This window comes from Tautonia plasticadhaerens, assembly GCF_007752535.1.
Taxonomy (GTDB): Bacteria; Planctomycetota; Planctomycetia; order Isosphaerales; family Isosphaeraceae; genus Tautonia; species Tautonia plasticadhaerens.
This window is the reverse complement of record NZ_CP036431.1, coordinates 76,066-91,178: the sequence shown is the minus strand read 5'-3', so window position 1 is coordinate 91,178 and position 15,113 is coordinate 76,066. Positions and strand designations below refer to the sequence as shown.

Below are 15,113 nucleotides of genomic sequence, written 5' to 3'. Positions count from 1 at the left end.
CTCGTCACGTCCCCCCGATCCGCCATCGCCGAGAGAGCCCCTGGCCTGGTCTTCCCGCGCCTCATCGCGCATCGCCGCCTCCCTTTCCCATGACAAGTGTCAAAGGCAACAACTTCTAGTTGCTCAGTTACAAGAGTTAAAAAGTTATAAGAGTTACCCGAAAAATAGCCTATACGCCACAACGACTTATGGCAAATTTCCTCCCTCATTGGTCGGACGACCCTCCCTCATTGGTCGGACAATCCTCCCCCGTTGGTCGGACAATCCTCCCTCATTGGTCGGACAATCCTCCCCCGTTGGTCGTTGAATTCCTCCCCCGTTGGTCGTTGTCTCGGGGCAATTCCTCCCTCATTGGTCGTTGAATTCCTCCCCTGATGGTCGGATTTCCTGAGGGGAGTCCGGCCCGCGATCCCTCCCCGGGAGGTCGGATCGCAGGCCCTCAGGGAGGAGACTGGGCGGGATGGGGTTTCACGGGTCCTCCCCCGATGGTCGGATGTCGGGCCGGGGGAAACCCTCCCCCGATGGTCGGATGTCGGGCCGGGGGAAACCCTCCCCCGATGGTCGGATGTCGGGCCGGGGGAAACCCTCCCCCGATGGTCGGACCTCCCGATGCTGACGCTGATGCGAGATTCCCCTCAAAGGGGCTCGCGAGGACCAGTCACGCCTCACGAGAGGACGGTCGGAGGGGCGACGACTGACCCGCTGACGCTCACATGGATGGCCTCCGGCAGGGTCGGCCCCTACGGCCTCCCGGCATCGGCCTGACGCGGCCGAAGGTCGATGTCGATTGCCCGGAATGCCGGGGTGTAGGTCGTGAGGTCGTCGGTGCCGTGTGGCCCCGACCTGGAGGCCGAGCGTCACGGATCGCCAAACTCTGCGTATACCGCGGCGCGACGCCGAATGAATTCGATCACGGGCCGACCCGGCGACGAAGGCCGAGCCGGAGACGATGACGCAGAAGTCAATGCGAGGGCCATTTGTTGCAATCACGCGAGGCCATGAAGGCCGCCTGCGACGATTCGCTCGATCAGCCCGAGGTTAGCCCCCACAGGACCCCTCGTGGCGGACGAGGATGGGCGTGTGAGAGGCGCACAGCCTGAGCCGATCCCCCGCAGGGCGATGATTCGCAAGGCACCGACCGCCGCCACCTCGGACCGCCTCGGCCAATTATCATGGTTACATCACAATATCAAATTATTTTGATTTAATATGTAATTTTGTTGTTTTGTATGGTGGGTGCAATCGTCATTGTTTGGTTATTGCGATGTATCAATCGATCGTTACATCATTTAAGCAAGTCATTTTAAGAAAATTTGCAAGTTAATTGGTGGTGCATTGAACTGCTGTCGTCCGCGGCTACAATGCAGCCGAATTCCACCCGGCCCGGCATTCTCGGGCACTCACCCCGGCCAACGCCAGCACGACCGCTGGCGGCATTCTCCGGCCGGCGGTTCCGAAACCAACACAATCCGTTCGGCACGCCACACGGATGCCCGGAGGTCGCCCGCGTGCGCCCCGGCACCCGTGCGGAGTCGGCCACGGTAGTTAATTTCTCGCGAATCCCACACACGAGCACACTTGGCGGCACTGGCCCCCCGGCCCGCGCCGCCCGAAGGCATTCCGGAGCGGATCGACCCCTCGCGAAGTTGCAGATCGGCGAAGTTGCAGACCGGACAACCGCGTCCTAGGTTTAACAGGACCACACAAGTTGCTTAAACGCATGTGTGGCTGTGTCCTAGTGCGCGCCAAGGAGCACCATCGATGGCCTCGAGCAGCCTGACCCGTCAGTTGAGTTCTCTCCTCTCCGCCGGCCAACGTCGGGCCAACCGGGCCGGGGACCGGAGGCGATCGAGGTCGCGATCGATCGGCCGCTTCGAGGACCTCGAGCCTCGCGTCCTGCTCAGGTCCCCGCTCGCCGCCCCCTCGCTCGGGGCGCCGCCGGCCCCCGGGCCCAACGCCATCTGGGTCGACACGGCCGCGGAGCTGAGCCAGGCCGTCGGGAACCTGCAGTCCGGGCAGACGATCGTCATCGAGCCGGGCACCTACAACCTCACCGGTACGCTCTACGTCGGCAACGGGCGTCAGGTCGTCGGCGCCACGATCCGCGGCGCCACCGATGACTTCGGCGACGTGGTCCTTCGAGGCCGTGGCATGGACAACGCCAGCTTCGGCTCCGTCCCCCACGGCATCGCTGTCTACAATGCCCAGGATCTGACCATCGCCAATCTCTCAATCGGCGGGGTCTACTACCATCCAATCGACCTGCAGGGCGCCTCCGGTGCCGATCGCGTCCGGATCTACCACACGCGGCTCTTCGACGCGGGTGAGCAATTCATCAAGGCGAACCCCGGCGGCGGCGGCGTGGACGACGTCACCGTCGCGTACAGCCTCATCGAATACACCTCAGGGCCGCCGACGACCGACCACGGGAGCGGCGTCGGCTACACTAATGGCATCAGCGCCCACGAGGCCGATCGTTGGACCATCCAGCACAACACCTTCCGCAATTTCCACACGCCCGATTCGGCCAGCAGCAATCTTTGGAATCCGGCCGTCCTGATGTGGAACCACTCGACCGATACCATCATCGAGGGCAACACATTCATCGACACCGATCGGGCGATTGCCTTCGGCCTGTACGACAATTCCGGCAGCGATCACCGGGGCGGCATCATCCGCAACAATTTCGTCTACATGCGGCCCGGCCTCTTCAGCGCGAGCCGCCGCTCGGCCTCTGACGCCCAGATCATCGTCTGGGACTCGCCGAACACGAAGGTCTACCACAACACGATCCTCACCAGCGGGAACACGGCCAAGTCGATCGAGGCGCGGTGGGGGACCTCGGGCCTCGAGATCCGCAACAATCTGGCCGATGCCCCGATCGGATCGCGCGACGGCGCAACCTACGGCGAGAGCGGGAACTATCTGGGGGCGACGGCGTCGATGTTCGTCGCCCCGGGCGCCGGCGCCTTGCACCTGGTTCAGAACAGCGGCACTTCGGCCTCGGTCATCGACCGGGGAGACCCGAGTGTCGCCGTTACGACGGACTGGGACGGCGGAGCGAGGCTCACCGGGGCCGGCCCCGACATCGGCGCAGACGAGCTGCAGGTCGCCCCGCCGCCGCCGCCGCCGCCGCCGCCGCCGGTCGGGGGCGACGGAGACGGGCTGTCGGCGACGTACTACAACAACATGAACTTCACCGGGTCCACCGTCGCCCGGGTCGACCCGACGGTCAACTTCGACTGGGGCAACGGCTCGCCTTCCTCGGCGATCGGCGCGGACACGTACAGCGCCCGCTGGTCCGGGCAGGTGGAGGCGCCCGCGAGCGGGACGTTCACCTTCTACACCGTCGGCGACGACGGGGTGCGGCTGTGGGTCGACGGCCGGCTGCTGGTGGACAACTGGAGCGACCACGCGCCGGTGGAGGACAGCGGGAGGATCGCCCTGGAGGCGGGGCGGCGGTACGACGTGCGGATGGAGTACTACGAGAACGGCGGCGGTGCGGTGGCGCGGCTGCTGTGGAGCGGCCCGTCGACGCCCAAGGCGGTGGTGCCGCGTTCGCGGCTCTACTCGGGCGGCGGCGGCGGCGACGCGACGGCGCCGACGGTGACGTCGCGGTCGCCGGAGCCGGGAGCGATCAACGTGCCGGCCGGGTCGAGCGTGACGGCGACGTTCGACGAGGCGGTGTCGGCCGGGACGATCGCCTTCGAGCTGCGCGACGGGTCGGGGGCGACGGTGCCGGGGTCGGTGTCGTACGACGCGGCGACGCGGACGGCGACGCTGGACCCGGCGGCGGACCTGGCCCTGGCGGCGACGTACACGGCGCGGTTGAGCGGGGCGGCCGACGGCTCGGGCAACGTGATGGCCCCGGTCGAGTGGTCTTTTTCCACCGCCTCGGCCCCCGTCGGGGGCGACGGAGACGGGCTGTCGGCGACGTACTACAACAACATGAACTTCACCGGGTCCACCGTCGCCCGGGTCGACCCGACGGTCAACTTCGACTGGGGCAACGGCTCGCCTTCCTCGGCGATCGGCGCGGACACGTACAGCGCCCGCTGGTCCGGGCAGGTGGAGGCGCCCGCGAGCGGGACGTTCACCTTCTACACCGTCGGCGACGACGGGGTGCGGCTGTGGGTCGACGGCCGGCTGCTGGTGGACAACTGGAGCGACCACGCGCCGGTGGAGGACAGCGGGAGGATCGCCCTGGAGGCGGGGCGGCGGTACGACGTGCGGATGGAGTACTACGAGAACGGCGGCGGTGCGGTGGCGCGGCTGCTGTGGAGCGGCCCGTCGACGCCCAAGGCGGTGGTGCCGCGTTCGCGGCTCTACTCGGGCGGCGGCGGCGGCGACGCGACGGCGCCGACGGTGCGGCTGACGAGCCCCGCCAACGGCCGGAACGACGTGCCGGTCGGTGCCGGCGTGGTGGCGGTCTTCAGCGAGCCCGTCGATCCCGGCTCAATCGCCTTCACGCTCAGGGGGGGCGGCGCCGAAGTCCCGGCGGCCCTCAGCTACGACGCGTCGACGTACGCGGCGACGCTGCAGCCCAACTCCCCCCTGTCGTACTCGACCTCCTACACGGCGGCGGTCACCGATGCGACGGACCTTGCCGGCAACCCGCTGGCCGCGTCGGCGACCCTGCAGTTCACGACCGTCGCCTCGTCCGCCGTCGACACGACGCCGCCGACGGTGACCGGCAGGAGCCCCACTGCCGGGGCGTCGGGCGTGGCCCTGGGCTCCAATGTCACGGCGACCTTCAGCGAGTCCGTGCAGCCGGGGACGATCCGATTCACGCTCCGGGAGGCCGGGGGCATGGAGGTGCCGGCGACCCTCAGCCATGCCGACGCGTCACGGACCGCGACGCTCGACCCGGCGTCCAACCTGATGCCCTCGGGTACATACACGGCGACGGTCGGCGGTGCCCGTGATCAGGCAGGCAACGCGATGTCCGACGTCTCGTGGACGTTCACGACCGCTGCTTCGGCACCGCCCCCCGGCGAATTCATCGAGACCCACCACGGTCGCATCCCCAACTTCGGGGCCAACCCCACGATCACCACGGTCGCCAGCGGCGACTGGTCCGATCCCGCGACCTGGGCCGGGGACCGCCTGCCGCGGGCCGGGGACATCGTCTCCATCCTCGCCGGCCACGACGTCACCTACGACGTCGTCAGCAACATCCAGGTCGACACGGTCGCCATCCAGACCGGTGGGCTGCTCGACTTCGAACCCGCTATCGACACTCGCCTGACCACCCGCAACCTGCTGGTGATGGCGGGCGGTGAGCTCCGGATCGGGACCGAGGCGGATCCCGTCGCGGCCGATAGGACGGCCGAGATCGTCTTCGCCGACCTCCCCATCGACACCTCCATCGACCCTGAACGGTACGGGAACGGGCTCATCGGCCTGGGCAGGGTGACGATTCATGGTGCGCCGATCCCATCGACGTTCATCCGCCTCGCGGCCGAACCCCAAGCCGGTGACAGGACGATCCGGCTGGCGGAGCCCGCCACCGGGTGGAGGACCGGCGATCGGATCTACCTCCCGGACACTCGCCAGCTGGACTGGAACGAGCAGGATGGGAATTATGTCCCCCAGTGGGAGTACCTGACGCTCCAGGGCATCTCCTCGGATGGCATGACCCTGACCCTCTCGAGTGCCCTGAGATTCGACCATTTGGGGGCCAGGGATGGGGATGGCGTCTTGAGATTTCTGCCCCATGCGGCAGACATGAGTCGCCACGTGTCGATCCGATCGGCAAACCCATCGGGGACGCGGGGACACACGATGTTCACCAGTCGCGCCGATGTCGACATTCGATATGCCGCCTTCGAGGGGCTGGGGCGGACGAGAAACGTGGCGGATGACAACACCACGTTCGACGCGAACGGGCGAGCCACCCACATCGGGACGAATCAGGCGGGGCGCTATCCCGTCCACTTCCATCACCTGGTCGGGCCGGAAACACCCCCCGACGACGGATACCAATTCACCCTCGTCGGCAATGCGGTGACCGACCCGCGAGACTCGATGACCTTCCGCTGGGGGATCACACTCCACGATTCGCACTACGGCCTGGTGAGTGACAACGTCGTCAACAACTGGGCGGGGGCCGGGATCGTGACCGAGGACGGGTCTGAGAGCTTCAATACGATCGAGGGGAACTTCGTCTCGAGGATCAGTGGGACCGGAGAACGGATCGATGAGGACGGGGCTGCGGGCACCGGCTTCTGGCTCCGTGGGCCGAACAATTACGTCCGCGACAATGTCGCGGTCAACATCCGCGGCGGGACTTACAGCTACGGCTTCAACGTCTTCGCGCATTACCTCGGCTCGGTGCGCATCCCCGCGGCCCAGGGCGCGGACAAGATGATGGATGGCCAGTCGACGACCGTCGACATGAATGCGACCCCGCTTCTGGAATTCGCCCGGAACGAGACTTACGGGGCGACGCGGAACGGGCTCGCGTTGTGGTGGCTCGGGGCCTACTATCGGGAAGCGCGGGGCGACGCCGGAGTCGTCGAGGATTTCCGGGTCTGGCACCAGCACGGTTGGGGCAGTTTCGTCTACGAGACGAATAACCTCACGCTCGATGGATTCGTCGACCAGGGCGACATGACGGGGCGCATCACCGGCTACTGGGCCAAAGGGTTGTATTTTGCCGACTACATGCAGCGAGGCCTCGTCATCCGCGATGCGGACATCCAGGGCATGGAAGTCGGGATCGACATGCCCTATGTTGCGGACGGGACGACCCTCGTCGAGGGTGGCTACTTGAGGAATCGATCCAACATCACCGTTGTCCCCATGCACTCGGTCAACGGGAGCGATGATCTGCCGCCCAGGAGGCATGTCATCAGGGACGTGCTGTTCGCGGCTCCGGCCGGGGCGTCGCTACTCGCGGTCGGGATGTACTACGAGTCGAACGTGGGAGGAACCCCGACGAATCGCTCACAGATCGACGAGGTCTTCGTCTACAACCACAATCGAGTCGCCGGGGACAATTTCCAGGTCTACTATCCGGAAACCGCTCCCCCGAACGCCCTCACACGCCCGGGGATCAGGGGGAGGATCCGCCCGATCTGAGGCCGTTATCCTTGTCGCGTCGCGACCCGGACCGCGATAGCACGAGCAGGCCGGGTGGATTCAACATCCGCTCGGCACGCTCCCGCTGGGCGGGGAACCGTGTTAAGATTTCGGCGACGAGCGCCCGGCCACCGGGCGCTGATCCCCGGAAGTGATCGACCACTGTCCAGCCGTCTCGACTGGCCCTCTCGAGTAAGTCGGGACGTCGTTCAGGTGATATAACGAGGTATTGGGCCGAGTCGGCTGGTCGTACGTCCGATCCTCCAAGCGAGGGAACGAGCCGGACAACCGACGCCCTGCCCAGATCGTCCGCGCAGGCGAACGAGGGCGTGTTCGAGAAACCAGCTGCCCAGCGGGCCCCGACGTATTCGAAAGGCTCGAGAACTGCCTCCCGAGCATATGAAGATGACACGAAGGCGCGGTGAGGTTTGATGATCGCGTTGCCTTGGTCGAGCGTGGCCGCGAACACGCCCGTGACGACGAGGAACGCCAGCGATGGCCGGCGGATGACCGCTGGGAGTTTCATGAGGACGATTGCGAGGATCGCGGCCGACGGTACGCCCAGGGCCGCAGCGTAGCGGGCGTCTCTCTGCAAGGTGACCCAGGTCGACGGGACGGTCGTCCCGTAGTAGGTCCAGAGATATCCGACGATAAGCCACACGGCGAAGGGACGAGATGTCGACCATCGCCAGGCGGCAACCGGCGCGGCCAGGAGCGAGATCAGGTAGAAGAGGCCGAACTCATGGCTCGAGACGAGCAAGAGGATCGGATCGGTCCAGAATCCCCCGCCGCTCGTCGAACCACGGATGAGGTCGAGATTCGTGGCGTCTTGCTGCTGAGACAGGATCGCTCCCCAACGGTAGAAGGGCGATCCGGCAGTCGCTGCGTACAGGGCAGCCTCAAGCAGGACGACCGAGAGCGGCCCCAGAGCGAACCACGGGAGGCGGGCCCAGCGGGGCCTTCCTTCGAGGAGCCCGAGCGCGAGGTAGACCGGGCCGTCCATAACGACCGTCTCGCGACAGAGGTAACCGACTGCGAGGAACGTCCCGCTGACGACGAAATCACGGGTCCGGCCCGAACGCAGGGCGATGATCCAGAACCAGATGCTGACTGTCGAACATAGCCCGACGAGTACATCGGGGAAGAGATGTGTACTATAAACGATATCAAGCGGATAGACCGCGAGCAGCGAGGCAGCCAACCAGGCAACCTGCTCGCCAAAATCTGCATCGACAATTTTGAAGCAGATCACGATATTCGCCAAGCTGGCGATGAGCGGCAGAAGTACAAATGATACGGTATGTACTCCTAAAGTTTTAACGATCGCCACCGTTGGTAATATCACTCCGAGACGCGTATTCCAGTGCAGCGGTTCCGGTGGCCAACGCCCGTCTTCTGCGATCGCCAGGGATTGCGTGATGTAGAACACATCATCGCCGAGTCCAAGGCCGGTGAACAGGAATAGCCTCAGGACCAAGGCGACGGCGAGGAGGGCGACGAGGCGGAGTGCCAACCTGCGCGAAACTTTTTCCATTCAAGTTTCCTTGATTACGATTTGGCCTGCCCCCCTGAAACGAGTCCGCCTGCAACGCGACAATCGCAGGCGGACTCGTTTCAGGGGGGCAGGCCAGTTCCGCTCGACCTGCGCGGTACCCTATGTCGCACCACGAACATAAACGTCGGAAGCCGTGTCGGGGGCGTCGAGACGATGGCCGGGCCGCTGCTCTAGGACCTGTTGGATCTGTAATTCCAGCTCGAGTAGGTCGTTGGGATGCGGCATCCGGTAGACGTGCCAACTCGCGTCGGCGTGATCGATCGTGTTGACCCCGCCGTATGCAGAGCAAGTCCATTTATAATGTGATCTGCATATATCAATCGACTGGGGCGAAATGTTGCCGGGTAGTCCCTTGGGGTAGGAGAAGTATTCGATGGGATGGCCGAGCTTCCCTTCGATGTCCGACCTCGAGCCGATGATCTCGGGTTGCAGTCGCTCGGTGTCGGTCGTGCCACAATCCAAGTGGGTTCTTGTATGGCTGCCGAAGCTGAAGCCCCAATGCTCGAGCTCTCGGGCCTCGTCCCAGCTCATTGGTTCGAAGCCGAGCGCGTCGGCGGCCAAGTCGTGGTCGAATGGTTCGCCTTGGTCGAGGTGCCGCGAGCAGACGAACAGCATCGCCGGCGCCGGCGATGCCAGCGATGCGGCCCGGAGCCGCAGCACGTTGTCCCTATAGCCGTCGTCGAACGTGAGCACGACGGTTGGCGCATCGACCCGCCCCGATTCCAGCATCGCCAACGCCTCTTGCAGTCCGACAACGCGATAATACCGTCGGAGGAATGCGACATGACGCGCGTAGAGTGAGGTCGGTATGCCCATGAAGTGCGGGCGATCGGCCAGCAGGTGATGGTAGAGGACGACGACCGGGAATCGCCCCGTCGACCGCCGATACCAGTTGCGGGCGAGGACGAGGGGGAGGTAGACGAGGGACTTGAGGACGAGCTTGGCGATCGGGCGCCCACGCGGCGGGCGATACGTCCCCCGCTCGACCGCGATCCGTCGGAGGTGGCGTCGGAGTTCGGCGGGGTCGGGCGTGCGGAACATCCGCGATGCCCCGGACTGCTCAGCCTCGCTCACGCGGCCGCGAGCGAAGTCGGCCACGACATCGGCGAGCAACTCGATCCCCACGACGTGGGCCTTCAGGGCCAAGCTTGTCAGGTCGTCGTACGGCTCGATGGGGATCGTCGCGCTCTTAAGCACCGCCCCGGCGTCCAGCCGTCTGACGACGCGATGGACCGTTACGCCGATGTCGGGCTGGTCATCGAGCAGTTCCCAGAGCCCGATCGGCCCGCCTCCACGGTAGTCGGGCACCTTGCGCTGGTGAAGGTTGATGGATCCGAACTGGGGAATCTCGTAGAGGCAGGGCTTGAGGATCGGCGTACCGTACACTATCGCGAGGTCGGGCCCTAACGACCGGACGAACTCAAGCGTCGAGTCGGCGTGGATGTCTTCGACGACCCGGATCGGGCGGCCCCGACCCCGGCACTCCGCGACCAAATCGGCCAGCCCATAAGAGCCCTCGCCCGCCTGCGGGAAATGAGCGTGGAGGCACCTCAGGAGGAACCGGCCGAGCGAGGTGATCGCGGCCGACACGGAGTCGCCAACACGCCGGGCGAAGTGGGCGAAGTAGGCGGGCCGTCCGAGGTTCCGGATGACCTCCCTCACCCGCTCTCCCTTGGACTTGTCGGGGAGCCGGTGGTAGAGAACGCCGCAGACCGCGGCCTCATGCGGCTGCCGTCCGATCCGTTCGATAAGCCGTGCGACGATGAGCGGCTCAGTCCCCGTCAGGATGAGCACCCGGAGTCGTCGCCCGTCTGGGGCCGGCTCTCTCGTATTCAAGTCACTCGTTCCTCCGCTGGATCGGTGGAGCCGTCAATCGTACGGGGGACGGTCCCAACCTCGAGGGGCGTTGTTGCATGAAGGGGCTCGCCTGGCCGATGGACTCCCGTATACTTCGGCATGAGCCAGACCCGCACCCCTTGCCGAACTCGTCGTCCTCGCCAATCGTCCGCTCGCCAGGCCACCGAGAAGGCCGTCTACCGCATCCGCAACTGGCGGGAATACAACCAAGCCCTCGTCAACCGGGGCTCGCTGACCGTCTGGGTCGATCAAGAGGCCCTCGACGCCTGGCTCTACCGGGGTCCGAATCGGTGGGGAGCCCAGTACATCTGCAGCGATGCGGCCATCCGGTGCCTGCTGACGCTCCGGGCCGTCTCCCACCTTCCCCTGCGGGCCACCCAGGGCATGGCCGCCTCGATCTTCGAGCTGATGGGCCTGGACCTGGAGGTGCCCCACTACAGTACCCTCTCCCGTCGGGCCGTCGAACTGGCGGTGGGCCTGGCCCGCAAGAGCGAGGGGCCGCTGCATCTCGTCCTCGACAGCACGGGGCTGAAGGTCTACGACGAGGGGGAGTGGAAGGTCCGCAAGCACGGCTATTCGAAGTGGCGGACGTGGCGGAAGCTGCACCTGGCCATCGAGGCCGAGACCCATGGGATCCAGGCGGCGATGGTGACCGAGGCCGGGGTCGATGACGCCGAGATGGTCGAGCCGCTGCTCAAGCCGATCGACCGGGAGATCGCCGCTGCGGCGGGCGACGGGGCCTACGACAAGCGGAAGGTCTACCGGGTGCAGGAGCACCGCACGGGGACGATCCTGATCCCGCCGAGGAGCAATGCCAGGATCTGGAAGCACGCCGATGCGTCCGGTCCGCCATTGGCCCGTGACGAGAACCTGCGTGCGATCCGACGTTCCGGTCGCAAGGCGTGGAAGCGGGAGTCCGGTTACCACATGAGGTCGCTGGCCGAGACGGGGGTCTGTCGGATGAAGGTGATCTTCGGCGATCATCTGGCCAGCCGGAGGCCGGAGTGTCAGGTGACCGAGGGTGCGATCCGGGGCCGGGCGTTGAACGTCATGACTCACCTCGGGATGCCGCAGAGCGTGCGGGTGGCGTAGGCCGATCCAAGCCGGGAGACTCCCCGCAACTACACTCTCCGTGCAACAACGCCACCTCGAGGCCTATTGACTCCATCCTGGCCAAAGAAACACCTGGGCGGTTTGCGGCGTAGTACCGGTATGAGGCCCATCGGGACCGCAGGCGAACTGGAACGCCGCCGGCGCCGAGCCGTCGAACTGATGCAGCAGGGCGAGTCCCCCACCGTCATCGCTCGCATCCTCGGCGTCTGCCGTACCTCGTTGTATCGCCGGCTCGGCATGGCCAAGGACTCCCCCGAGGCCCTGGCCGCCAGGCCGCATCCCGGCCCGACGCCCCGGCCCTCCGACGAGCGACTCCGGGAGCTCGAGGACTTGCTGCCGCGGGGGGCCAGGGCCCACGGCTGGCCCAACGACCCGTGGAGTGCCCAGCGGGTCGCCGAGGTCATCCGCCGCCGCTTCGGCGTCACCTACCACGTCGAGCACGCCCGCAAGCTCATCCGACGGCGGCTGAACCGGGCCGGCCAGAGGCCGCAGAGGCGGGCCAAGCAGCGCAACGAGGAGGGGATCGCCCGCTGAAGGGCCGAGGTGCTGCGCCGGATCGTCGAGCGGGCCGAGCAGCGGAAGGCCCGACTCGCCTTCCTCGACGGGTCGGGGTCCCCGCTCGAGCCGGTGGCCCGCCGCACCTACGCCCCCGGGGGAAAGGCCCCGATCCAGGGGGCGTGGCATCGCAAGGGCCGGATCTCGGCGATCGGCGCCGTGGCCGTCAGCCCGGCGCTCCGGCGGCCCAACCTCGTCTTCCGGTTGCTGCCGGACGACGCCAACGCCCACGGGGAGGACACGGTCTCCTTCCTGGCCCGGCCCCGGGGCCGGCCCCGGGGGCCGATGACGATCCTCCGGGACCGGGGCGGGATCCATAAGCGGTCGAGGGTGGTGGAGGCGTACCAGGCCAAGCATCCGGGGATCGAGGCCGAGGACTTCCCCGGCTACGCCCCGGATGCGAATCCGGACGAAGGGGTGTGGGGCGACACCGAGTACCCGCGATTGCCGAGCTATGCGCCCGAGGACACCCGAGAGCTCCGGCTCCGGCTGTGGGACGAGTCCTCGGCCTTGCGGCAGCGACCGAACCTGCTTCTCGGCCTTGCGGCAGCGACCGGACCTGCCGGCCTCGTTCATCCGCCACGCCGGGATCCCACTCCGGTTGGAGTCCTTGTCTCTTTGGAATAGCCGGCCGACCTGGTAGGCTGCCGGGATGAGCCACACCGAGCGCCTCCGACGATCCCCCGACGCCTTCCGCCAGCTGACGGGCATCACCCCGGCCGCCTTCGACCGACTGATGGCGGACCTGACGCCCCGGTACGAGCGAGCCGACGCCAGGCGCAAGGACCGACCCGGTCGCCGACGCCGGCCCGGCGCCGGGCGGAAGCACGCACTGGGCCTGGCCGACCGCCTCCTGATGCTGCTGATCTACCACCGCACCTACGCCGCCCACGCCTTCCTCGGCTCCCTCTTCGGCCTCGACGACTCGGCCGTGGGCCGCAACATCAACCCCCTGCAACCGCAACTGGCCGGCATCGTTCGCATCCCCGAGCGGCGCATCAAGCTCGACCCGGAGGAGATCAGGGAGCTGTTCCTCGACGCCACCGAGCGGCCCACCCGCCGGCCCACGGGGAGGCGGCGGGCGTTCTACTCGGGCAAGGAGGAGCGGCACACGATCAAGAACCAGGTGGTCACGGCCCGCCGCACCAAGCCGCCCGGGCCCGGGGCCGAGCCGCAACGGTTGCGGATCGCCGCCGTGTCCGAGTCGTTCCCCGGCAGCGTCCACGACGAGAAGGTCTCCGACCGGACCCGGGCGGTGGCCCCGCCGGATGCGAGGCGGACGGGCGACACGGCGTACCTGGGGACCTCGCCGGAGACGCCGATCCGCAGGCCCCGGGGCGGCGAGTTGACGGCGGGCCAGAGGCGGAGGAACCGGGTGGTGTCCCGGCGGCGGATCGTGGCGGAGCACGGGATCGGCGAGATGGAGATATGGCGGATCGCCTCGGAGCGGTATCGCAACCCGGACCGGCGCCACACCCTGATCCTGAAGAACGTGGCCGGTCTGCACAATCTGATGTATGCCTGACCCGGGGCCGGGAGGGGCGAAGTACGGCGTCGGATCGGCAAACCCTTATTGTGCAGCGACTCTAGAGTCTTCGGTCGAGATCGATCCTGTTGTGGCGATCCTACGTCCACTCGTAGAATACGCAATTGGCCACCGGAAGGAGAGCCTTCATCAGACGGTTCCTGTTCGAAGAGATGCCGCGAGTCGGAGACGTCATCACGTCCGGTTCAGCCGGCCTGTACGCGTCGGCGATGTCGCTGATGACGGGCCGGCCGAGGAGGTTCTCCCACATCAGCCCGCCACTCCTTTTCTTGTGTGTGATTTTTCATGAATTTAAATGATAATATTATGGGAGTTACGCGGTCATGACAATCCGTGCAGCGGATTCGCGATGTACGCCTAGATCGCGCCACGGACGATTCGGGCCCTGGCCTCGTACCAACTGATCCCAGTGGCGTAGAAATGGCGGCGCTCCGGCCGCAGGAACGCCCGGATCGCCATCCCGATGTGGTTGCGTTGCGCCCGACCGGCCCGCGCCTGGCATCGCCCCACGCCGCAGCACTGCTTCAGCCCCCGATGGTAGTTCTCGATCGCCCAGGTCCGCTCGGCCAGGCTCAGTCGGGTCATCTCGTCCATCGCCAGGTCGTCGGTCGCCCAGTGCTCAGTGTCCCCGCCTCGGGAGACGATCCTGAAGACCCGGATCAGCCCGTAACCTTCCCGATGGACGATCGTCCCGCCCGTCTCGATCGCCGTCGCGCCGACGGCCTTGTTGCCCTGCCGGTCGAGGTTGACCCGGCGGTTGACCTTCAGCCGCGTCAGCCACCGCCAGCCCAGGCCGCGGATCAGCTTGAGGTTCTCCAGGCCGCTGTACCAGCTGTCGAAGGCGACGCAGTCCGGGGCGAAGCCCCGCTCTTTGGCCGCGCCGAGCATGGCGCCGAAGTGGTCGTTTTTCGTCAGGCCGTCGGTGCCCTTGTCATAGAAGCGGTAGTCGCAGGGGATGTGGCGGTCGCCGTCGGTCCAGAGCGAGGTCCTCAGATTGATGCCGAGGACCACGGCGTGATGCTTGCCGGACCGGTGCCGGGTGACAAGGTCGATCGACCTGGCGTAGGGCTTGTCCAGGGTCGAGTCGTCGAGGACCAGCAGGCCGCCGGTGCGTGGGACCAGGGGTCGGGCCTCCCGCCACAGGGGCTCGGGGTCGGGCTCCAGGAGGAGCAGCCGCCGCGTGAAGGAGTTATGGGCCGGTGGGAAGATCGCCTCCGGTTGCACCTTGGCGGCCTCCGTGCAGGAGAAGAGCTCGGGGCTGGCGATGAGGAAGTCGATGTAATCGGTGTCGTAGCACTTGATGACGTTCATCATGACAGTCATGGTATCATAAGTCCAGGCTCAACCTTCCATGGACACAAAGCCACTTCCACGTAACTCCTATATTTTAATTGATATTTCGTT

At 66.3% G+C, this 15,113-nt stretch carries 8 protein-coding genes; 5 read left to right on the top strand and 3 right to left on the bottom strand.

From position 1 onward, the window contains the following. Positions 1 to 1,761: 1,761 nt before the first annotated feature. Positions 1,762 to 7,083 (top strand): PA14 domain-containing protein, encoded by a 5,322-nt coding sequence (locus ElP_RS37375; RefSeq protein WP_145280044.1) that lies wholly within the window; start codon positions 1,762 to 1,764, stop codon positions 7,081 to 7,083. On the opposite strand, the gene ElP_RS37370 is transcribed toward ElP_RS37375, so the two are convergent. Together ElP_RS37370 and ElP_RS37365 are read right to left on the bottom strand one after the other, a co-directional pair. After that, on the bottom strand, positions 7,058 to 8,617 hold the full coding sequence (locus ElP_RS37370; protein ID WP_145280042.1) for an ArnT family glycosyltransferase: 1,560 nt from the start codon (positions 8,615 to 8,617) through the stop codon (positions 7,058 to 7,060). The two genes, ElP_RS37375 and ElP_RS37370, sit on opposite strands and share 26 nt — an antisense overlap. 120 nt (positions 8,618 to 8,737) lie before the next feature. Continuing rightward, a complete protein-coding gene (locus tag ElP_RS37365) occupies positions 8,738 to 10,474 on the bottom strand; it encodes a polysaccharide deacetylase family protein (RefSeq protein ID WP_145280040.1) in 1,737 nt (578 codons plus the stop codon). Positions 10,475 to 10,594: 120 nt separating this feature from the next. Here ElP_RS37365 and ElP_RS37360 point away from each other — a divergent pair, with 120 nt between their 5' ends. The 4 genes from ElP_RS37360 to ElP_RS37345 all read left to right on the top strand — a co-directional run bounded on the left by ElP_RS37360 (position 10,595) and on the right by ElP_RS37345 (position 13,688). Beyond that, the gene (locus ElP_RS37360; RefSeq protein WP_231749954.1) at positions 10,595 to 11,587 is read left to right on the top strand and encodes an IS5 family transposase; all 993 of its coding nucleotides are present in this window, start codon (positions 10,595 to 10,597) and stop codon (positions 11,585 to 11,587) included. A 120-nt stretch (positions 11,588 to 11,707) separates the two neighbouring features. Further along, positions 11,708 to 12,142 (top strand): winged helix-turn-helix domain-containing protein, encoded by a 435-nt coding sequence (locus ElP_RS37355; protein WP_145269741.1) that lies wholly within the window; start codon positions 11,708 to 11,710, stop codon positions 12,140 to 12,142. Between the two features lie 9 nt (positions 12,143 to 12,151). Then, positions 12,152 to 12,790: a transposase gene (locus ElP_RS37350; RefSeq protein ID WP_145280038.1), complete on the top strand. Its 639-nt coding sequence runs from the start codon at positions 12,152 to 12,154 to the stop codon at positions 12,788 to 12,790. Positions 12,791 to 12,815: 25 nt separating this feature from the next. Then, a complete protein-coding gene (locus ElP_RS37345) occupies positions 12,816 to 13,688 on the top strand; it encodes a transposase family protein (RefSeq protein ID WP_145280036.1) in 873 nt (290 codons plus the stop codon). A 378-nt stretch (positions 13,689 to 14,066) separates the two neighbouring features. Here the strand turns inward: ElP_RS37345 and ElP_RS37340 are convergent, their stop codons facing one another. Next, on the bottom strand, positions 14,067 to 15,020 hold the full coding sequence (locus ElP_RS37340) for an IS701 family transposase (RefSeq protein WP_145280050.1): 954 nt from the start codon (positions 15,018 to 15,020) through the stop codon (positions 14,067 to 14,069). Positions 15,021 to 15,113: the final 93 nt, after the last annotated feature.